A 20613-nucleotide genomic window follows, 5' to 3' on the forward strand; every position below is an offset into this window, starting at 1 on the left:
TATTTCTACAAAAATTGCGTATTTCTTGCCGCATTTTTTCTTTAACATTAGAATAAGAACAGAATATCCCTTTAAAGCTTATGGCTTTTCAGGTGAATTTGTCTAAATATGGAGGCTTTTGTCATGAAGATAGGTTGGATCGGTCTAGGGCATATGGGATCTCCGATGGCCCGCCGCCTTTTAGATGCGCATTTCGATTTGTTTGTGTATAATCGCACAATTAAGAAAACGGAAAAACTAGCTGAAGCCGGCGCAGCCGTTTGCAAAACGCCGAAAGACATCGCCGAAAATGCAGACGTCATTGTCACGATGCTGACCAATGCCGCGGCAGTAGAAAACGTTTTACAAGGAGAGGACGGGGTGCTTGCCGGCCTTACGAAAGGGAAAACAGTCGTGGATATGAGTACCGTCAGCCCTTCCGATTCCATCCGTTTTGCCAAATGGGTGGAAGAAAAGCGCGGGCATTTTATTGATGCACCGGTATCGGGTTCAGTACAGCCTGCAAAAGAAGGGAATCTCGTCATTCTTGCCGGCGGCCGGAAAGAAGAGATTGATGCTGTGCGCCCCATGTTTGAAGTATTAGGAAAAACCATCATTCATTTTGGCGAAAACGGAAAAGGCAGTGCCGCAAAATTATCGATTAATTTGCTGCTCGGCCTGACGATCGAGGGAGCGTCCGAAGCCATTCTCTTCGGGGAAAAACTAGGGCTTGAAAAGAAGGATCTGATTGAAATGATTTCGGCTTCTGCATGCAATACACCTATTTTCCAAATGAAAAAGAAGGCATTTTTACAAGAAGATTTTCCGGCTGCATTTATGCTCGAATTAATGGCAAAGGATCTTGGCCTTGCAAAAGAGGAAATCAAAAAAGCCGGTATGTCGCTGCCACTGGCGGATGCAGCCGAAAAAACATACAGCCGGGCGAAAGCAGACGGAACCGGAAAAGCGGACGTCGCTGCGGTTTATCAAGCATTAAAACAGCTGAACTTTTAAATGCAATGGAGGAGAAACCGGGGATGAAATTTGTTTCTTGGAATGTGAACGGGCTCCGCGCCTGTGTAAAAAAAGGGTTTCTTGCATTTTTTGCAGAAACGGACGCCGACATTTTTTGCGTGCAGGAAACGAAACTGCAGGCAGGGCAGATCGCCCTTGATTTGGACGGCTATTATCAATATTGGAATTATGCCGAGCGGAAAGGGTATTCAGGCACGGCCGTTTTTACAAAAAAAGAGCCGCTTTCCGTGCGCTACGGCGTCGGCGAAGATCGGACAGAACCGGAAGGCCGGATTTTGACACTCGAATATGAAGATTTTTATTTGGTTAATGTTTATACGCCGAATTCCCAGCGCGATCTAGCCCGCCTCGGTTACCGCCTCGAATGGGAAGACCGGATGCGGGCCTATTTAACGGAGCTTGACAAAAAGAAGCCAGTCATTGTATGCGGCGATATGAACGTTGCCCATCAGGAAATAGATTTAAAAAATGCAAAAAATAACGTTGGCAATTCTGGGTTTACAGCGGAAGAACGCGGTAAAATGACCGGGCTGCTGAACAGCGGATTTATTGATTCGTTCCGGTATTTTTATCCTGAGCGGGAAGGCGCTTATACATGGTGGTCTTATATGAACAAAGTGAGGGAAAGGAATATCGGCTGGCGGATTGACTATTTTCTCGTATCCAAAAGACTGGCCGGCCGTTTAAAAGATGCCGGCATGTATCCGGAGATCATGGGCAGTGACCACTGTCCGGTATTTTTAGAAACCAATTTTTAATTTGCAGGATCCGTTTCTGCCGATTGCCCTTTTGTGCCGTGCGCCCAAACTTAAAGCCCGGTACTCTTCCGATTTAACAAACATCAAGCATCCGGTGTTTTCCGCCCGGGTGCTTGATTTATTCCGGACACAGGCGGGGTTCTCTTTTTGTGTTTTGCGGCATAAGATAAAAAGCGAAACTTGTGCGCAATTTGCAAATTCAGGGAGGCTTAAAATGGCAGTCGTAAAGGCATCAAGTGCAGACATCGATTTACTGGCACGGCTTTTAAGGGCGGAAGCAGAAGGAGAGGGGCAGCTTGGCATGCTGCTTGTCGGCAATGTCGGCGTAAACCGGATCAGGGCGAATTGTTCGGATTTTATCGGACTCCGGACCATTCCGCAAATGGTTTATCAGCCGCATGCTTTTGAAGCAGTGATTCACGGATATTTTTACCAGCGGGCACGGGAAAGCGAACGGCGGTTGGCCAGACGTGCGATTAACGGCGAAAGGCATTGGCCCGCCAAATACAGTTTATGGTATTTCAGGCCGCAGGGGGACTGCCCGCCCACATGGTACGACCAGCCGTTCGTTGCCCGGTATAAATTGCATTGTTTTTACGAACCGACAGCTGAAACATGCGAAAATGTGTATACCACTTTTTAATTTGCGAGCCTTTTTTCGTTTGGCAAGAAGCAGGATATAACAGCACCGATCATGGGCAAGAAAGATAAAATGGTAAATACACTGGCAACCCCGAACATATCGGAAACGCCGCCCATGAAAACTGAACCGATCCCGCCGGCGCCGACCCCGAAACCAATTGACAGGCCGGATGCAAGCGCGATATTTTTAGGCAACAGCTTTTGCATATAGATCACGCCGACAGAAAAGCTTGAAAGGACGCTGAAACCGAAACAGAGCAAATCGAGTACAGCCAGCCAGCCGCTTAAATGCGGAAGCAGCAGTGCAAAAGGCGTGGCAAGGAACATGGACACGACAAGCAGCCGTTTCATGCCGGCCCGGTCCGAAATCATGCCGCCAAAAAGTGTGCCCAGTGCCCCGGCCCCGACAAAGACAAAGTTCAATAGTTCGCTCATTTCCAAGCTTGCATGTTTCATGTAAAACGGAAGAAAAATGACAACCCCGACCTGGCACCAGGAACGCAAAATAATGACCAGAACAAGCAGGATGACGCCGGGAATATGGTTTTTTCCGGCGATTTCTTTTCTCCGGCGCTGGATATTTTGCACTTTGCTGTTCATCCAGCCAAGTAAAGGGGCGGTTAAAATAAGGGATAAAAGAGCAACCGGAAGCAACCAGATCAGGCCGTGTATGCCGGTATGTACCAAAAAGAGCGGAATCATAAGCGGCCCGAAAGCCTGTCCGGCATTTCCACCAACCTGGAATATTGCCTGTGCCAATCCTTTTTTATACCCGGACGCAAAATGGGTGCCGCGTGATGCTTCCGGATGAAAGACGCCTGACCCGAATCCGGAAAGCGCAATAAAAAGCAAAAGCCATGTGAGTGATGGCGCAATTGCGGTTAGGCTCAGGCCGGCAATCGATAAAAAGACACCAAACGAAAAAAGCCAGACCCGTGGTTTCCGGTCCGTCAGTATGCCAAAAACCGGCTGTGTGACCGATGAAGTAAAATAAGAAACCAGCACAATTAAAGTGGATTGCGTATAATTCAAATGGAGCGCATGCTTGTACATGACAACAAGGGCAGGGACCATGCCGGTTGTCACCAGGTCATTTAAAAAATGCGCACCGCTGAACGTAAACAGCGCACGGCGAAAAAAAGGATTTTCTGCCTCTAACGGCGCTGATGTAAATGATTGACTTCCCATACATACTCCCACTTTCTCGTAATTTCTTTCAAATCGCCCAGGAGTGGACGAAGACAGCCAGACCCACAACGAGAGCTGTATGAATATTGTAACATAATTTGCCACTAAAATGACAAAAAGAACCGCTGCGCTAAGGTTCATTTGCTATCGTATAGCGTTTGGATTTTCACTTTTTCGTGCAGGTGGCCATAAGATTAAAGAAATAGAGAGGGGGATATCCACATCCGGTTCAAAAGGGAGGAGGCCCTTTTGAACGGAACGGGGAGGAATAGGGGACGTGTGAAAAAAACAAATGAAGAAAGTTATTTGAAAGAAGCATAGCCGTCATCAAGCATGACAACACTTCCGTTAATGACATCTGCTTCTTCAAGCGTTAATAGATAAACCGCATTTGCAATGGCTTCAGGACGGATCAGTTTTTTGCGCATTTGCTGTTCTGTCATTTTTTGTGTCATTCCGGCATCTTTATATGCCTGTATAATCGGCGTATCCACACTGCCCGGTGCAATGCCGACGACGCGAATACCGTATTGTGCTAGTTCAAGCGCAGCATTTTGGGTCATCATCCGGACTGCGCCTTTTGCAGCCTGATATGGGAAAGTACCGAAGCTGGCCAAATATCCGAATACGGAAGCTGTGTTGATAATAACGCCCTTGATATCCAGCTCGCGCATTTTTCTGCCGGCAGCAATGACTCCGTATGCAACGCCGTGCTGATTGACATCAATGACACGCAAGTAATCTTCTATTTTCAGGCTCAGGATATGCCCGAGCGTGCCGATTCCAGCGTTGTTGAACATCACGTCAATCGTCCCGTATATTTCAACCGCCTGATTGACAAGTGATTCAACCTCTTCGAATTTGGAAACATCCGTCTTGGCAAAAACAGCATCTCCGCCTTCTTGTTTGATCAATTCCACCGTTTCAAGCCCTTTTTCTTCATCAATATCGGTAACCACAACGGAATCGCCTTTACGTGCAAAAGTTAAACTGGTTTCCCGGCCAATCCCGCTGCCGGCGCCTGTAATCACTGCAACTCTGCCTGACATGATGCATGCCTCCTGATGGATATATTCTTAGAAAAAGTATGCGTTTACTTTTCTTTACAATTTTTAGTGTATCACCGCAAGAAAAGGTTTACAATAAAAGGAAAGAACAGTTCGAAAAATCGACTTATATCAATAGACAGGTTTAAAACCATCAAAAAAGGATAAACACTTGCAGTTATTTTAAAGAAAAGGCAGGCGAAAAATGAAACCGATGAGGAAGGCTCATTCATGCACAAATATAGGAAAATCAGCCAGAAGAAGAATTTTAAGGCAAAAGAATGTGCAGGGATTGCAAATAAAAGAACAAACCAAGATTAGATGATTCAATGAAAGCATGTGCGAAAATGTAACTGGAGATGAAAACGCAACAACCCTGAGTGATGGAATAAACCTGGAACGATCAATGAAACGCATACCGGACAAACCGAAATCCTGATGAGATGAAAAGATGCAATAAAGATTGTGTTTCACGGAAAAATTGTTTCTGTCTCAATGTTTAAAGTAATCTTCTTTTTTGAGACAAAATTTCGTTTTACTCCTCAACTAGCTATAATATATATTATGTTAACTAGATAAAAATCATCACATTGCGGAGTTGCCCGGCCACTCCTTTTCCCTTGTACCCAGAGATTATCTTTGGCCAGAATCGTTTTCACCTAAAAAATCCGCTGTATAATGCAGCGGATTTTTTAGATCAAGCCTGAATATACGATTTTCCGGTTTTTACCGATGCCATTGTATTTTGGATCGATTTTGCCGATTCGTGCAGCCAGGATGTTTCCTGTTCATCGAGTTCAATTTCAAGCTGTTGTTCGATCCCGTTACGGCCGATGACACTTGGTATGCTTAAAGCGACATCACCGTTATATCCGTACTGACCATGCAAAGTGGCTGAAACCGGATAAATGCTTTTTTCATCCAGCATCACGGCTTTTGCCAATGTCACTGCAGCTTCAGCAACACCGGCATTGGTCCACCCTTTCCCATTCAGGACATCAAAAGCAGTTTTCACCACCTTTTGTCTGAAAGCTTCCCTGTCCAACGGTTCTTTTCCTTTAAACACGCTGTCCAGTTCTTTTTCACGGAATCCCTGTACATTTAAACGACTGAAAACCGGAAATGCGGTAAACCCGTGTTCGCCCATCATATAACCCGTTACACTTTTCGGATCAATGCTGTAATTTTCGGCAACAAGCTGGCGGAGGCGGGCCGAGTCAAGCATGGTGCCTGTTCCGAATATCCGCCCTTTCGAATAGCCAAATTCATTTTCAGCAATATAGACAATCGTATCAAGCGGATTTGTAATGAAAATGATGACAGCTTCTTTTGTATATTTCGTAATCCCTGCCATGACTTCCCGCACCACGGCGGCATTCGTCCTGGCAAGCCCTGCCCGGTCCGGCATTTCGTCTTTTTCCGACGGAAGCACGCTTGGCCCTGCTGCACAAATAATGACGTCCGCATCGGCGCATTCCGAGTAATCCCCTGCTTTCACGCTTGTGTTTGGCATATATGTAAGTGCCGTGGCATGTCTCCAATCGAGCGCTTCCCCAAATGCGACCCCTTTCTTTTTATCCAATACAGCAATTTCCGAAAAAAGGCCCAGTTTCATCGCATTTGCAAGCACATACGAACCGACATGCCCAACGCCTGCAACTACTAATTTTGTCTTTTTCACAGTTGTCTTCCCTCCTTGTTTTCTTTATTTTAACATTTAAAATCATACTATTGCAGTGAAAATTTCGTAAACCGGAAAAACGGCGCAAAAAAAGCTGCCCGGTCCGCAGTACGGCAGGCAGCTAGCTTCATGATTATTTTTTAAAAATGGTTGAAATCACTTTATCGTAACTCATCGTGCTGTCCACGACATAAGTACCAGGGCGAAGATGATTCTCAACACCCTTCTTTTCGACATCTTTACTGAATTGAAATGCATCATCCACGATATTAGCTTTCTCAAGCAATTTGCCGACATCAATGCTCGTCATCCCATCCGTCACCTGGAACACAACCCGGTTGACGGTTTTGGTTTTCGCGGATTTTTCAGCGGATGACTTCGCATCAGCCAGATCTTTGTCATATGCAGCCTTGGTTTGAACGACATATCCTGCATGCTCTAGTTTGTCTTTCATCTGGCTGTTGGAGAGTTTTGCAGTTTCAGCCGTATTTGTTTTTTTCACCGTATTGTCCGCTGCTTTGCCTGTTTCGGAAAAATAAACGGCGCCTGTTACAGCCGTGGCGAGCAAAATCCCTGCGGCAAAGCTGCTCAATTTATTCATTCCCACCGGCAACCTTGCTCCTTTCGTTTTTCGCCGCCATAAACGGGGCCAGAATTTCCTCAATTTCCGCTTTTGTCACTTGTTTTTTTTCTGCAATGCTTTCAATAGAGTAGTTGCGTTTATATAAATCCAGCACTTCAAGCCTGAACTGTTTATCAAAGGCAGAAAGCTGGATGCCGGCTTCTTTTTCAAGAATGTCCATTTCCAGTTCAAGCGTCCGGATGCCGTCTTTCAGATGATTGATTTCATCCATGAGTGCCAAATGCACCGTTTCCAATTCCTGCTGTTCCTCTTTCGCACGGTTCCGCGTTTTAAAGATGGACATGATCAGCAACACAACGGATACCGCAAATAAAATTACCAATGTCCAGACCATCAAATATGTACCCCTCCTTCAAAAATCTTCTTCCTGTACCCTATTATTATACATGTCCAGCCTTTTATTTTCGATAAAAAACAAGAATTTATGACAAAAGTTGCACAAAAAAAACACCAGCCGGACCAGCGGCTGGTGTACTGTTCTTTAATAATACGGTGCCATCATCAAGTAAACGATCACGCCGGTGATGCTGACATAAAGCCAGATTGGCATCGCCCAACGGACAATTTTTTTGTGCTTTTTCACCTGCATTGTCCATCCCCACACAAGTGCGAACAAAGCAAGCGGAACAATAATGGCCGCGAGAAAACTGTGGGTAATCAAGATAAAGAAATAGATGAACCGGATTGCCCCTTCCCCGCCATATCTTGCCGTTTCAGGCGAAAGATAATGGAATGTCAAATAAGAAAGCAAAAACAAAAACGTTGACGCAAAAGCGGCCAGTACAAATCCTCTATGCACATTGATATTTTTCCGTTTAATGGCGATGAGCGCGCAGACGAGAAAAATAAACGTAAAGCTGTTAAAAACGGCGTTCATCCTCGGCAAAATATAAATATCAAATCCTACTTTACCCTTGTAACCGATGTTCGTAAAAAAGAGCAGCAAAATGATAATATTTGCGATAAGGGAAACGGTGATAATCAGCGCCGTAAAATTTTTATCACTTTTCGGTTGGTAAGAAGGACTGTTCCCTTTATTCATGTTTTCATGCACCCCGCATTTTATATTCTGTAATCATATGCTTTCATGATAGCATGAAGATTGGTAGACAAACAACAATAGCGAAGTTTTTCACATTCATTTTTATTTGTGGTAAAGTAAAAGTGAAAAATTATACATACTGGAGCGAAATGATGGGACACTATGAAGCACTTTTTTTAGATGTAGACGGAACGATTTTGACACCGGAAGATACGATCCAGCCTTCAACAAAAAAGGCCGTGGTCAAAGCAAAAAAGCACGGCATGGAAGTCTTCCTGGCAACCGGGAGGCCGCTTCATGAAATTTCGTGGCTGATGGACGAACTGGAAATCGAATCCGCGATCGGCTATAACGGCACACTTGCTGTCTATAGAGGAAAAAACCTTTTTAAAACGGTAATGGACCCTAAAATTGTCGATAAATTTATTGGCATTGCCGAAAAGCACGGACATGAAGTCGTTTTGTATACGGACCGGCAAAACTTTATCACTTCTTTTGATGTGCCTGAAGTGAAAAGTTTTATAAAAAAAATCCACCTTCGCCAAAACGCCCCTTTTACACCGGCAGTACTTGATCAAGTATTGGGCATTACGCTTGTGAATGTCCGGGGAAACGGCGCCGCATTGTATGCAGATTTGCCCGGCCTGCATTTATCCCAGGTCAACATTGATGGATTCAGGCATTGTTACGACGTTATTCTTGATAAAGTGAATAAAGGCATGGCTGTAGCCAAAACCCTGGATATCCTCGGCATTCCAAAAGAAAAAGCCGTTGCGTTTGGGGACGGCATGAACGATAAAGAAATGCTGGAGGCAGTCGGCGAAAGTTTTGCGATGGCAAACAGCAACCCCGGACTGTTTGCTTATGCAAAACACCGGACGACAAGCGTTACCGAATCCGGTATTTACCATGGTTTGGAAATGCTCGGGGTGATCGATCAAGCATAAGGGGGAGCGTCCGTTTTAGCAGTGAAAAATGAATAAAAAGAGCCGGCAACCCCGGCTTCTTTTATGAAAAATTATCTTGAAGCGCTTTTCGCAAGAGCTGCTCGCACCGTTCCAAGTCAGCCTTGACAAGTTTTTTGTACGCTTTTGCTTTTTCCATGTCTTTGATTTTGTATACAACAACCTCTTTTCTTTTTGCCCCGTCCGGTTTTACTTTTATTTTGGTCAAAATTTGCTCCTCATCTTCCAGTTCATGAAGCGCCCGGTAGATTTCGGAATGCTGCGGTTCGAAACCGAGCGGCTTAAATTCTTTTTTCAATTCATCCAAAAGCTGCAGCCCGTACCACCGTCCGTTTTCAATATTGGTGATAATATAAAGTTTTAAAAAGGCGCGCTGTTTGATTAAAAAGCCGGTACTCTCCCTTTGCCGTTTTTCCGCCATGCTACTCACCCCTTTTTCTTCCATTATAGTAAAATGTGCCGGCAGCACACAAAAATTAACACTCGAACGTATGTTATTTTAGCTGTGTAGGTTTTTTGTTTTTTATTATGTTTTTAGCACATTGTGTAATTTTTATAAAATCTGCTCTGAAACCCTTTCATTTCTATAAAATGGAGTCGCGTTTTATATCAACCGTGCATCCGGCTAAGCCGGCAAAAGAATGGTAAAAATTCGTTCATTTTTATCGTGCAAACATTTGGTCAAAAGTTATTTATCTTTTAGCACATAGTGTTATTAAAACAAATTAAACAAAAAAATACCGGTGATTTGCCGGCATTCCGCTTTTCCCAAACGGCACGGGCGCCCTTTCTCAAAATGGGTATTTTTTGCTGCCGTGCTGTTTGCCTTACTCCCCGGAAATTTGTTTTCGCAAAACGTGTTTTAAAACTTTCCCGCTCGCATTTCGTGGAAGCGTCTGTAAAAATTCAATTTCGGCCGGCCATTTATATTTTGCAAGTTTTCCCGAACAATAGGCGAGCACTTTTTCTTCTGTCAATGTTTCGCCTTTTTTCACGACAATATAGGCTTTTGGCACTTCCCCGTATATTTCATGCGGAATTCCGACCACTGCCGCTTCCAAAATTTCCGGCATTTCATACAGCACTTCCTCCACTTCCACCGGATAAACATTTTCGCCTCCACGTATTAACATATCTTTTTTACGGTCAACTAAATACAGAAAGCCGGCTTCATCGAAATAGCCCAAATCTCCGCTGTAAAGCCAACCGTTTTGCAATACCCTCCGCGTTTCTTCTTCATTTTTCAAATATCCTTTCATGACTTGCGGCCCTTTAACGATGATTTCGCCTACTTCCCCGGCGGAAACAGGTGAACCGTCCGCATCTACCACTTGAATTTCCGTTTGCGGCAATGCTTGGCCAACCGAACCTGCCTTTTCCAAAGCAAAACGGTCAGTTAATGTTGAAGCTGCCGGCGCATTTTCGGTCTGGCCGTATAAGTTTTGTACTTTTACTGCCGGAAAACGCGTTTTTAACTGGCGCACACGTTCATACGGCATCGGAGACGCACCATAACAGAACAATCGCAAATAAGACAGGTCAACTTCAGCCATTTTCGGCGTATTGAGAAGGATACTGTACATTGCCGGCACCCCGAAGAAAACAGTAACTTTTTCTTTTTCCATTGTTTCAAGCGTTTTCTCAGGGGAAAATTGTTCTTCTATGATCATGGTGCCACCACGGTAGATGGCCGGAATGCTAAAGACATGGCATGCCGCGCAATGGAATAATGGGGTGACAATATGCACACGGTCTTCCCTGCTTAAATCCATTGCCTCAGACCAGATTTGTGCCGCTGCCCGGACATTTGCGGCAGACAGCATGACGCCTTTTGGCCTGCCGGTTGTGCCGGATGTATAAAAAATCACAGCAGTATCATCTGCCTCTATTTGGGGAGGCATAAAAGCATCCGTATTTTCTCCGGCAATAGTCCGGAATGTGTCTTCCCCGCCGACCATCAAGCGGTCTTGGAATTGATGAAACTCGCGTGGAATTTCATGCAGTATATGAAGCAGGCGGATATCATAGATGAGGGCTTTTGCTTCTGAGTGATGAAAAATATACTGCACTTCGGGTGGTGCCAATTTTGTATTGACAGGCATGGCTGTGAAACCGCCCAGTTGACAGGCATAATAGGCAATGAGCAGCACATCGGAATTATGAAGAAAAAGGGCAATAATGTCTCCCTTTTTGTACCCCTTTTTTTGGAAAAAGCCGGCGACATTTATCGCCTCCCGGTAAAATTGAGCATAAGTCATTTTCTTTCCCCGGTAAGACGTAATGATATGGTCCGGTTGATGAATGGCATGCCATTTGAGCTGTTGCCCAACAAACATTTTTACTCCTCCTGTTCGAAAAACCCGGTTTTTCCGTTTGCCGCAGTAAAGCGCCGGCTGCGGTGATACGCTCCTTTCCCCAGCCGGAAACAACATGTTTTTTAATCCAATCTTTCAATGATCGTCGCGTTTGCCATACCGTAACCTTCGCACATCGTTTGCAAGCCGTAACGACCGTTTGTTCGTTCCAGTTCGTGTATTAGCGTTGTCATGAGCCGCGCCCCGCTTGCGCCAAGCGGATGGCCAAGCGCAATCGCACCGCCGTTCGGGTTCAGTTTTTCCGGACTGGCGCCGGTTTCTAAAAGCCATGCAAGCGGTACGGAAGCAAATGCCTCGTTCACTTCAAATACATCGATATCATCAATCGAAAGCCCCGCCTGACATAACACTTTTTCCGTAGCCGGGATCACCCCTGTCAGCATCAGTGTCGGATCAGACCCAACAACGGTCCGGGCGAGAATTCGGAACCGCGGCTTCAGGCCAAGTGCCTCTGCTTTTGTGCGGGACATGATTAAAACGGCAGCTGCCCCGTCGCTAATCTGGCTCGCATTACCTGCCGTGATACGCCCGTCTTCCTGAAAAGCCGGTTTCAGCGCGGACAATTTCTGAATCGATGTATCTGAACGCGGGCCTTCATCTTTCACAACTGTCACGGTCTTGCCATCAGGCTGTTCCGCTTCAACCGGCATGATCTCCCTGTCAAAACGCCCTTCTTTTTGCGCCTGCAATGCACGCCTGTGGCTTTCAAGCGCATAGTGGTCCATCTTTTCACGGCTAATGCCCCACTTTTCCGCAATCAAGTCTGCGGACAGCCCCTGATGGATCATGTTGTATTTTGCAGTGAGCAACTTGCTGAATGCGGCGCCGTTCCTGTTGGAGCCGATCGGAACGCGCGACATGCTCTCAACCCCGCCTGCAATCACCACATCCATATCGCCGGAGAGAACCGCCTGAGCTGCAAAATGCACCGCCTGCTGACTGGATCCGCACTGGCGGTCAATGGTAACGCCGGGCACTTCAATCGGAAATCCTGCGATCAACGTTGCCTGCCGCGCAATATCAGACGCCTGTTCCCCGACCTGGGAAACACAGCCCATGATCACATCTTCCACCATATCCGGAGATATCCCCGCCCGTTTGACCACTTCCTGTAAAACTTTCGCCGCCAGCTCTTCTGCCCGGATCCCGCTTAATAATCCATTCCGCTTTCCAACGGGTGTCCGAACCGCTTCTATAATGACCGCTTCCCGCATCCGCATTCCCCTCACCATAAAAATTTTCCATTCATCTTATACCCTGCGTTTTTAAACTGCGATTCCGCTTGTAAACCCGTATTTCCTGTCTTAGTCTCGCATTTGCACGGGACTTTTTTGAAAATGGTGCCCGGCCCGGACTGTTTTTATCGACCCGTTAAGCAACCGGCCCAATCCGCCTTGCGCGTGCGATTTTGAGATGTTTCCCGTGCCTGCCTGCCAGGCGGATTTTTCCATCATCAGCTTCACATTACTTCGGCTGCATCCGGATCGCACCGTCAAGTCGGATCGTTTCCCCGTTCAGCATCGGATTCAAGACAATACTTTGGACAAGCTGCGCATACTCTGCCGGCCGTCCGAGACGGGGAGGAAACGGTGTCATCTTGCCAAGCGCATCCCTTGCTTTTTCTGGCAAAGAAGCGAAAAGCGGCGTTTCAAATACACCCGGTGCAATCGTGACAACACGAATGCCAAGGCTGGCAAGATCCCTGGCAACCGGAAGCGTCATCCCGACAATGCCGCCTTTTGACGCGCTGTAGGCTGCCTGCCCGATCTGCCCTTCAAAAGCGGCAACCGAGGCTGTATTAATGATCACTCCTCTTTCCCCTTCTTCGTTCGGGCTGTTCTGTGCCATTTTTTCAGCGGTAAGCCGGATCACATTAAACGTGCCAATCAGATTCACCTCAATCACTTTCCGAAAAGAGGCAAGATCATGTACGCCGCTTTTGCCGTATGTTTTTTTCGCCGCTCCGATGCCGGCACAATTTACCAGTATGTTAACGCTTTCAATTTGTTCTAGCGCATCTTGAACACTTTTCTCATCCGTTACATCCGTTTTGAAAAAACGAACCCGCCCTTTTAGTTCCTGCTCCAATTTTGCTCCTTTTTCCTGTTGAAGGTCAAAAACAACCGCCTTCGCGCCCGTTTCCACCAATTTCCTTACCGTTGCTTCCCCGAGCCCTGATGCCCCGCCGGTTACAATGGCTGTGCTGTTTTCCAGATTCATTTGACTAAACCCCTCTCCCATGAAGATCTGTTCCGTATCTAAAATTCTAAATGTTTGTATTTTCACTGTCAACCGAAAAAAAACCGCTCAAAAAGCGGTTTTAATGTTCCAGCAAAAGGTTGACGGGAACGCTCATCTTTTTATCCGGATGATCAAGGGTATGCACCGTTGCTGTTTCTTCCTGCCGGTCAACATGCTCGATGTAAATCCTTTCCCCGTTCAAAGTGACCGTCACCATTTCTGGCACATTCATAATTTCCTGCGCACGTCTTGCATCCATACCAAAACCTCCGTTTCTTTTTACAATTAAAGTATGGATAGGGGAGTGTGAAACTATACCGGTATTTAAACATCCACCCCTTCCTGTTAAAATAAAACAAAGAACAGAAACGGAGATGATGGAGATGAAGTCTTTTAAAATCGTACTTGGCGATATTACAAAAGTCAAAACGGATGCCATCGTAAATGCGGCGAATACAACACTGCTCGGCGGCGGTGGTGTGGACGGGGCCATCCATAGAGCAGCAGGGCCCGAGCTCCTTGAGGAATGCCGGAAATTGAACGGATGCCCGACCGGCGAAGCAAAAATGACGAAAGGATACCGGCTGCCGGCAAAATACGTCATTCATACGCCCGGCCCCGTCTGGCAGGGAGGCGGCCATCATGAAGCCGAATTATTGGAAAACAGTTACCAAAACAGCCTGCGCCTCGCTGAATCGAAAGGACTGCGAACGGTTGCTTTTCCTTCCATCAGCACCGGTGTATACCATTTCCCGCTGGATGCGGCTGCCCGGATCGCTGTCCGCACCATTTGTACATTCCTTGAAACTTCCGACTCGGTGCAGGAAGTGTGGATGGTGTGTTTTGACGAGCGGACAAAACAAGCGTACGAAAAAGCAGCAACAGAATGGAAAAGCATTTCATATGATAGCGAAAAATCGGGCAATAAAGTGACAATCCTGGTAAATTGAGGTTTCGCACAGCATGCCGGCTTTTTTGCCCGGGCCGGTACGTGCTGGAAAACCGGGAAGCAGAGACATTTTTACAGATGTTTCGCAGCTGCCGCCGTTTTTCCACATCCATGCCGCTTCACCGGGAAACTTACTTTGTCCTCCCGCTGGATCCCCGGGCCCGGGGTCTTCTGTTTTAGGAATCTGCAGCAGCTTCCAATTCGGAAAGGTTCTTGTATTTTCTGGCCCGGTCGATCTTGCTTTTTCGAATATGAAACTGTTTAACAGCGTATTGCCGCATTATATCCGGCTCGAATACAATCTGCGATTCAAAATTTGACTGTTCCCGTTGTAAAACCGCCAGTCCGACAAGGTATTCGACAACGCCGTAAGCATGCATCCACAACTCATCCATATAGTCATGGAACAATTTAAACCTTTCCTCATTTCCAACTACAAGCCGCTGTATCGTATAAATGCCAAACTGGATATGCCTGCCTTCATCCATATTTAAATAATCAATGCCCTGTAAAATGCCCGGGAACAAGCCGGCTTTTTTATAAATCTGCCTGAACGAATAATAACCGGATTCCGCAAGCACGCCTTCCACAATCATATTGTAAACCGTCGCCGCACGGATGACCGCTTCAGGCGAATCGTCTGTATACAGGCGCTCCATTGCTTCGGGCAGCGCTTCGTAAAAAATCCGCTTGTAGCTGTCATTATGGTAGGCCGATAAATCAAGATCGCCGACGCCCACTGCCTGCTGCCAGCGCGAAAACATTTCCGTATGTTTGGCTTCATCGTGCAAAAAGGTAGTCAAAAACATCGTGTCTTCAAGCCGGCCCTGTCTTGCCATCGCATGGAGCATCGGCAAAATATCGAGCGTAACCGCTTCTTCCCCGGCTGAAAAAGAGGAAATAAGCGGTAACGATGCTATCCTCTCTTCCTCCCTTAATTGGAGAAAATCTTCCCGGTCTTGGCTGAAATCAATGTCAGCCGGATTCCACCCGCCGTTCCGCTTTGCTTTTTCATAAAGCTTATACATCGGGTCATTCCAGTTGATTTGACCCTCAACGGTTTGAAAACGTTCATGCGCCATCTTTTCATCTCCTTGTCAGGTGCGCCATGCCGGAACGGTCCTGTCGTGCCTCTAACCGGCAGGCATGGTGCTCGGTTTATCAGCTTCCGCCAAAAAATCCGGTCAACTTCTGTGCCGGCACACCCAAGCGAGCGGGAATCCCTTGCCACACCAGGGTTTCCCTTTTTCAAAACGGATCCCAGGAGCGGTGTTGTAAAGGGCTTTCGCTTCTTTTGTTTCCATCAGGAAGCGTTATATGCTGACAAAACGTCCTGCAACCGCAAAGCCAGCCCCATATCCCCTTTCAGCCGGAGTTTGCCGGTTAAAAAAGCCGTCGTGCCGTTCATTTTGCCTTGCACCAGTTTTTTAAAGTCAGCGGATGACATGGAGAGCGTACAATTCGGATCCTCCGCTTCCCCCGCCCCAGCGTAACTGCCTTCCGGACGCATAACGACATGGTAAGTCCCTTCTTCTTCCCCACTTAAATTAAACTGGTATACCGCGTTCATTCCTTGTGACCGGGAAGGATCTTTCTTTAAGGCAGCATCAATTGTTTGAAAAATTTCGTCAACGGTTTCCATGCGGTTCCTCCTTGTTGTAAAAGTGGCTTTCACAACTAATTATATATTCCGAACCTTTCAAGGCCAATTCCTATATATGTAGGGAAATCGGAAGCCCGGTTTTCTGCTTGCCCTATATTTATCGCCCGTCTAAAGCCATACCTTCTGCGCAAACTTGAACAACCGGTTTTTGGTTTACCGGCTGCACGTCTTTTCCTTCGGCGCAAAAAAATCATCTGCCTCTTAAGCTGAAGCAGATGCGAGCTGATCAGGGCAAAAAATATAAAATTTGTCCATTCACCAGTCGGCTCGATATTTTTCCGGCAAATTCCAGATAAAGACATCTTGTAATTGTTGCCATAAACGGAGCGAAAAATTGCTTTATTGCCATATCCCCATAAGTATCCCGGCAGATTTGCGCCGCTGTTTTCTCTCCTTCTTGAAGCGACATGACAATTTGCTTGAGTCTATGCTCATGGCGCATCCGGATGCTCTCCGCCCGCGCCTTTACATCCTCAATTAGCCCGCCGTGCCCCGGAAGCGCCACTTTGACAGGCAGGTCTTTAATCCGGTCAAGCGAATCAAAATAATCCCCAAGCGGGTTTTTGTCGTTCTCAGACCAGGCGGCAACAATGGGGGACAAGTCTTTTAACACATGGTCTCCGAGCACCAGAATTTGCTTTTTGCGATTGTAAAAACAAAAATGGTCCGGCGCATGGCCAGGCGTCCGGATCGCTTCGTAAGGATCATCACCGAGCAGAACCTGTTCGCCATTTTTAAAAAGGCCGTCCGGTTCAAAATCATATTTCGGGATCTCCCGTGCAAAATTCCGTTTCGGCAAAGTCGGCCCGCCATGCTTTTGCAAAACCGCTTCGTATTTATCATGTGAAACGGCAAAACGGGCCTTTGTTTCCTGCATGGTCTGAAAGCTTAAATCGGACATGAAAACAGGTACACTGTATTTTTCTTTCAGCCATTTCGCAAGCCCGAGATGGTCGGGATGCGAATGTGTCAGCACAATTTTTTCAATGGGAAAAACCGATGCCAGCACTTTGTTCCATGTTTCCTTCGCCGTTTCATGGAAGTCCCCGGTATCCACAATCGTGTACCCTTTTTTTCCTTTAAAAAGATAGCAATTGACCTCCCGCATGCCGAATGGAAAACGGACGACCAGTTTCCATACATTTTCCGCCACTTTCGTGAAGTCGCATGAATCCTTTTTCTCTGTAAAACTTGCCAAATCCATCCCCTCCTACCATAAGCATAACTTTTCGGAGGAACTGGGGCAAACTTTTTCACTTTTTTTAATCGTATGCATGATGCCGCCAATCAGGCAGATGGTGCCATAAGTACCTGCCTTTTTGGGCTGGGCTCAACTGTCCCGCAAAATCACCTGTTCGATCGGTTCTTTTGCAAATTCAATGCCGTTTTCGCGGAACAGCCGGACGATCACATGGCGCATTTCATTTTCAATCTCATCTTTCTGGTTGCCCGGCAAAAGCGGGATCTCTACAAGAAAATCAAAGCTATGGTTCCGCAACCGGATCAACTTTACAGACGCTATCGTATCCGGTGCGAGACCATGATCTGCTTCTTTTACTGTTTCAAAAGCCTCGTGCAATAGCTTTTCCACCTTTTTTGTATCCATTTCGGAACTGACGCTGACCTGAATAGAAGCAGAAGGCTTTTCCGTCGTCCGGTTTTTAATGACCTGTTCAATAAAATATTGATTTGGAACAATCAGCGTACCGCTTTTATCGAGCCGGACCGTTGTAGAGCGGAGATTGATTTTCTCCACTCTGCCGGTTTCCTCATTGATTTCAACCGTTTCACCGACTTCAATCGGGCGTTCAAATAAAATGATGATCCCGGATACGAAGTTTGCCGCGATGTTGCGCATGCCAAAGCCGAGCCCGATCCCGATTACGCTTAAAACCGCCCCAAGTGCAGACAGGTCAAGGCCGACCGTTGTAAAGCTGATACAAAGTGCAGCAATCATGACGGTATAATAAATGAGGCGGTTAAACGTATACCCGAGTCCTCGGTCAACGTGATAATGGTCATAAACGGTTGAAAGCACATATTTTGTCAGAAGCTTCACAAGCCTGTGCGCGAGCGTGACAATCATTAAAGCAACAATCAGCAAAAACGGCGTGACATCGAGCCCGCCTTTGGAATAAAGCGGGTAAAACAACCACCTGTTATCGGAGAAATCAAACAGGAAGATCAAAAGTACACCGTATAAACAAGCCCAGTTTGTAATTGAATAAACCGCTGGCTCGACCGTTTTTTGCAGCCGGCGGTTCCTTTTTGCAAGCACGGATACCGTCCACTTCAACAGCTTGCCGGCAACAAGCAAAACGACCGTATCAAGCGCAAAACGAAAAAGATGAATGTCCGAGAATTCTTTCCATACTGTATCCAACAACATAACCACCCGGTTCCAAGATGATATTTTTTCTATACCCTGAAACCGGGCATTCAATCGTTACAAGCCGTATTTCCGCAGTTTTCTGTAAAATGTGCTGCGCGGAATATCCAGCATTTTCGCCGCTGCCGCCGCATTTCCTTTCGTATGTTTCAAAGCTTCCAGTATCATATCGCGCTCAATCGCTTCCCGCGGGTTCAGCGTCGTGACCTGTTTTTCCATGCCGTTAAGCCCGGTCTCTCCGGAAACATATTCGTCCACATACCGTTCCGCTTCTTCTTCACCGGCCACAGCAAGCAGTCGGACGTTTTCAATCACATTCATCAGTTCACGGATATTGCCGGGCCAATGATAATCCTGCATTTTCTTCATAACCGCCGGCGGGATTTCGACGTCTTGATTTTTCTTTCTGCTGATATACTGAATCAAAGCAGGCAAGTCTTCTTTTCTTTCGCGCAAAGCAGGAAGGCGGACGGGAAAAACATACAGGCGGTAAAACAAATCTTCACGGAACTTCCCTTCTTTGACGAGCTTCGGTAAATCCTTGTGGGTCGCGGCAATAATCCGGACGTCCACACTTACTTCTTTTGCAGAACCGACCGGCACGACTTTTCTTTCCTGCAGGACGCGGAGCAACGCCGTTTGCATGGCAGACGGCAGCTCGGCCACTTCGTCAAGAAATAAGGTGCCGCCATGGGCCTGCTCGAATTTTCCTTTATGGCCACCCCGTTTTGCGCCGGTAAAAGCCCCGTCGGCATAACCGAAAAACTCGCTTTCCATTAATTCTTTCGGCACAGCCCCGCAATTGACGGCAATAAACGGGCCGTTTTTCCGGCTGCTGTTTTCATGGATGGCTCGTGCGACCAGCTCCTTTCCAGTTCCGGTCTCACCCGTGATAAAACAAGTGGTATCGGAAAGGGAAGCAATCCGGGCTTTGCGCAACGTTTCCTGAAAACTTCTACTTATACCGGTGACGCCACGGAAGACGAACTTTTCTTTTTGAAGAAGGGTGCCGGAAAGATTTTTATTTTCAGACAAAAAGAAACAGGTGCCGATTTTTTCCCGGCTGGAAGGCAATGGAATGGATTGGTTCACAATGGTATCCGTTTGGGAGGTCATTTCTTCAATCGTTCTACCAAAATAATCCGGCATTTTCTTCCGAAGCGGCCGGCTTGCCGCAACGGCTTTTCCTTCTTCATCCGTAATGACGAGTAACCGGTCCCCGTACTGGTCCGAAAGTTCAACAGCTTTTTGGATGAAACGTTCATGCCGGCTTTTTGCCATGCGTACGATTTCCTGCTCTACTGTATAAGCCAGCGATGAAACCATGGCGAGCATGAAAGGGTGGGATTCGGTATATGGACATGTTAAGTCCATGACGCCAACAAGATTCCTTTGGCTGTCGTAAACCGGCGCGGCTGCACAGCTCCACTGGTGGGAGGCAACCGAAAAATGCTCAGGGCCGTTCACCATCACGGCTTCCCCTGTCTCAAGCGTAGTGCCGATCGCATTCGTGCCGACCCGCTCTTCCGTCCAGCAAACCCCTTCGACAAAATTAATTTTTTGCGCTTCAAAAATGGTTTTCCGGTTTCCTGATACGGACAGCACATGCCCGCAAGGATCAATCAGGAGCGCCATCATGCCGGCTTCCTGAAACACAGGCTCCATCTTTTTCACATGGCGTTCGGCAATATTTAAAAAATCTTTATGCCTTTCCCGGTGTGCCAATAGTTTTTCAACAGGCAGGATATGCTGCCCTTTCCGCAAATACGGGTTCACATCCCGTTTTTTACAGCGGTACCACGATTCAGCGATTCGGTTGTTGATTCTCTCGGGATCCAATGTCCCTTCCTGCACAAACTTTTTCCACGTATTCCAATAACATACAGCCATCTTTCATCCCTCCGACTCATCATAGAAAATTGCGCATCAGGAAGAAAGTCGTGATGTTCTTTTCTATTATAATCGAATACGGAAAGCGTTTTCAATATGTAGACAGGGCTTATGAATATTCCCGGCA

General features: G+C 46.7%; 21 protein-coding genes. 5 read left to right on the forward strand and 16 right to left on the reverse strand.

The window, feature by feature from the left end; all coding sequences use genetic code 11:
• Positions 1-123 precede the first annotated feature (123 nt).
• The 3 genes from BCOA_RS33060 (at position 124) to BCOA_RS33070 (ending at position 2415) form a co-directional block, all read left to right on the forward strand.
• Entirely contained in the window at positions 124-993 is an 870-nt protein-coding gene (locus tag BCOA_RS33060; protein ID WP_014098280.1) for an NAD(P)-dependent oxidoreductase, read from the forward strand.
• 23 nt (positions 994-1016) lie between these two features.
• Positions 1017-1772: an exodeoxyribonuclease III gene (locus BCOA_RS33065; protein WP_014098281.1), complete on the forward strand. Its 756-nt coding sequence runs from the start codon at positions 1017-1019 to the stop codon at positions 1770-1772.
• A gap of 214 nt (positions 1773-1986) precedes the next feature.
• Entirely contained in the window at positions 1987-2415 is a 429-nt protein-coding gene (locus BCOA_RS33070) for a cell wall hydrolase (RefSeq protein WP_014098282.1), read from the forward strand.
• On the opposite strand, the gene BCOA_RS33075 is transcribed toward BCOA_RS33070, so the two are convergent.
• From BCOA_RS33075 to BCOA_RS33100, 6 genes are all read right to left on the reverse strand, one after another.
• Entirely contained in the window at positions 2412-3602 is a 1191-nt protein-coding gene (locus BCOA_RS33075) for an MFS transporter (protein WP_014098283.1), read from the reverse strand. The genes BCOA_RS33070 and BCOA_RS33075 overlap by 4 nt on opposite strands.
• Positions 3603-3904: 302 nt before the next feature.
• Complete coding sequence (locus BCOA_RS33080) at positions 3905-4651, reverse strand: SDR family NAD(P)-dependent oxidoreductase (protein WP_014098284.1); 747 nt, start codon at positions 4649-4651, stop codon at positions 3905-3907.
• 694 nt (positions 4652-5345) lie between these two features.
• The gene (locus BCOA_RS33085) at positions 5346-6329 is read right to left on the reverse strand and encodes an L-lactate dehydrogenase (protein WP_014098285.1); all 984 of its coding nucleotides are present in this window, start codon (positions 6327-6329) and stop codon (positions 5346-5348) included.
• 133 nt (positions 6330-6462) lie between these two features.
• Positions 6463-6930: an aminodeoxychorismate lyase gene (locus BCOA_RS33090; protein ID WP_026683417.1), complete on the reverse strand. Its 468-nt coding sequence runs from the start codon at positions 6928-6930 to the stop codon at positions 6463-6465.
• Positions 6923-7306 carry a hypothetical protein gene (locus BCOA_RS33095; RefSeq protein WP_014098287.1) on the reverse strand — a complete coding sequence of 128 codons (384 nt, stop codon included), beginning with the start codon at positions 7304-7306 and terminating at the stop codon, positions 6923-6925. The genes BCOA_RS33090 and BCOA_RS33095 overlap by 8 nt, the downstream gene beginning before the upstream one ends.
• A gap of 147 nt (positions 7307-7453) precedes the next feature.
• A complete protein-coding gene (locus BCOA_RS33100) occupies positions 7454-8014 on the reverse strand; it encodes a DUF420 domain-containing protein (protein WP_014098288.1) in 561 nt (186 codons plus the stop codon).
• Positions 8015-8166: 152 nt separating this feature from the next.
• Here BCOA_RS33100 and BCOA_RS33105 point away from each other — a divergent pair, with 152 nt between their 5' ends.
• Entirely contained in the window at positions 8167-8961 is a 795-nt protein-coding gene (locus BCOA_RS33105; RefSeq protein WP_014098289.1) for a Cof-type HAD-IIB family hydrolase, read from the forward strand.
• 61 nt (positions 8962-9022) lie between these two features.
• Here BCOA_RS33105 and BCOA_RS33110 read toward each other — a convergent pair whose 3' ends face one another.
• The 5 genes from BCOA_RS33110 to BCOA_RS33130 all read right to left on the reverse strand — a co-directional run bounded on the left by BCOA_RS33110 (position 9023) and on the right by BCOA_RS33130 (position 13854).
• Positions 9023-9400: a helix-turn-helix transcriptional regulator gene (locus BCOA_RS33110; RefSeq protein ID WP_014098290.1), complete on the reverse strand. Its 378-nt coding sequence runs from the start codon at positions 9398-9400 to the stop codon at positions 9023-9025.
• A 406-nt stretch (positions 9401-9806) separates the two neighbouring features.
• Positions 9807-11315, reverse strand: a complete 1509-nt coding sequence (locus BCOA_RS33115) for a class I adenylate-forming enzyme family protein (RefSeq protein WP_014098291.1) — start codon at positions 11313-11315, stop codon at positions 9807-9809.
• A 101-nt stretch (positions 11316-11416) separates the two neighbouring features.
• Positions 11417-12568: a thiolase family protein gene (locus BCOA_RS33120; protein ID WP_014098292.1), complete on the reverse strand. Its 1152-nt coding sequence runs from the start codon at positions 12566-12568 to the stop codon at positions 11417-11419.
• 250 nt (positions 12569-12818) lie between these two features.
• Complete coding sequence (locus BCOA_RS33125; protein WP_026683418.1) at positions 12819-13574, reverse strand: 3-hydroxyacyl-CoA dehydrogenase; 756 nt, start codon at positions 13572-13574, stop codon at positions 12819-12821.
• A 100-nt stretch (positions 13575-13674) separates the two neighbouring features.
• Complete coding sequence (locus tag BCOA_RS33130; RefSeq protein ID WP_014098294.1) at positions 13675-13854, reverse strand: H-type small acid-soluble spore protein; 180 nt, start codon at positions 13852-13854, stop codon at positions 13675-13677.
• A gap of 124 nt (positions 13855-13978) precedes the next feature.
• On the opposite strand from BCOA_RS33130, the gene BCOA_RS33135 reads away from it, so the two are divergent.
• Positions 13979-14545 (forward strand): O-acetyl-ADP-ribose deacetylase, encoded by a 567-nt coding sequence (locus BCOA_RS33135; RefSeq protein WP_014098295.1) that lies wholly within the window; start codon positions 13979-13981, stop codon positions 14543-14545.
• Between the two features lie 175 nt (positions 14546-14720).
• Here BCOA_RS33135 and BCOA_RS33145 read toward each other — a convergent pair whose 3' ends face one another.
• The 5 genes from BCOA_RS33145 to BCOA_RS33165 all read right to left on the reverse strand — a co-directional run bounded on the left by BCOA_RS33145 (position 14721) and on the right by BCOA_RS33165 (position 20486).
• A complete protein-coding gene (locus tag BCOA_RS33145) occupies positions 14721-15626 on the reverse strand; it encodes a R2-like ligand-binding oxidase (RefSeq protein WP_014098297.1) in 906 nt (301 codons plus the stop codon).
• A gap of 221 nt (positions 15627-15847) precedes the next feature.
• On the reverse strand, positions 15848-16186 hold the full coding sequence (locus BCOA_RS33150; RefSeq protein WP_014098298.1) for an SCP2 sterol-binding domain-containing protein: 339 nt from the start codon (positions 16184-16186) through the stop codon (positions 15848-15850).
• Positions 16187-16433: 247 nt separating this feature from the next.
• Positions 16434-17405, reverse strand: coding sequence for an MBL fold metallo-hydrolase (locus BCOA_RS33155; RefSeq protein WP_014098299.1), 972 nt, complete (start codon positions 17403-17405; stop codon positions 16434-16436).
• A 132-nt stretch (positions 17406-17537) separates the two neighbouring features.
• Positions 17538-18593, reverse strand: coding sequence for a mechanosensitive ion channel family protein (locus BCOA_RS33160; RefSeq protein WP_014098300.1), 1056 nt, complete (start codon positions 18591-18593; stop codon positions 17538-17540).
• 60 nt (positions 18594-18653) lie between these two features.
• Positions 18654-20486, reverse strand: coding sequence for a sigma-54-dependent Fis family transcriptional regulator (locus tag BCOA_RS33165; protein WP_014098301.1), 1833 nt, complete (start codon positions 20484-20486; stop codon positions 18654-18656).
• Between the last annotated feature and the right edge of the window lie 127 nt (positions 20487-20613).

Origin of the sequence: Heyndrickxia coagulans 36D1 (genome assembly GCF_000169195.2) — a bacterium.
Taxonomy (GTDB): Bacteria; Bacillota; Bacilli; order Bacillales; family Bacillaceae_C; genus Weizmannia; species Weizmannia faecalis.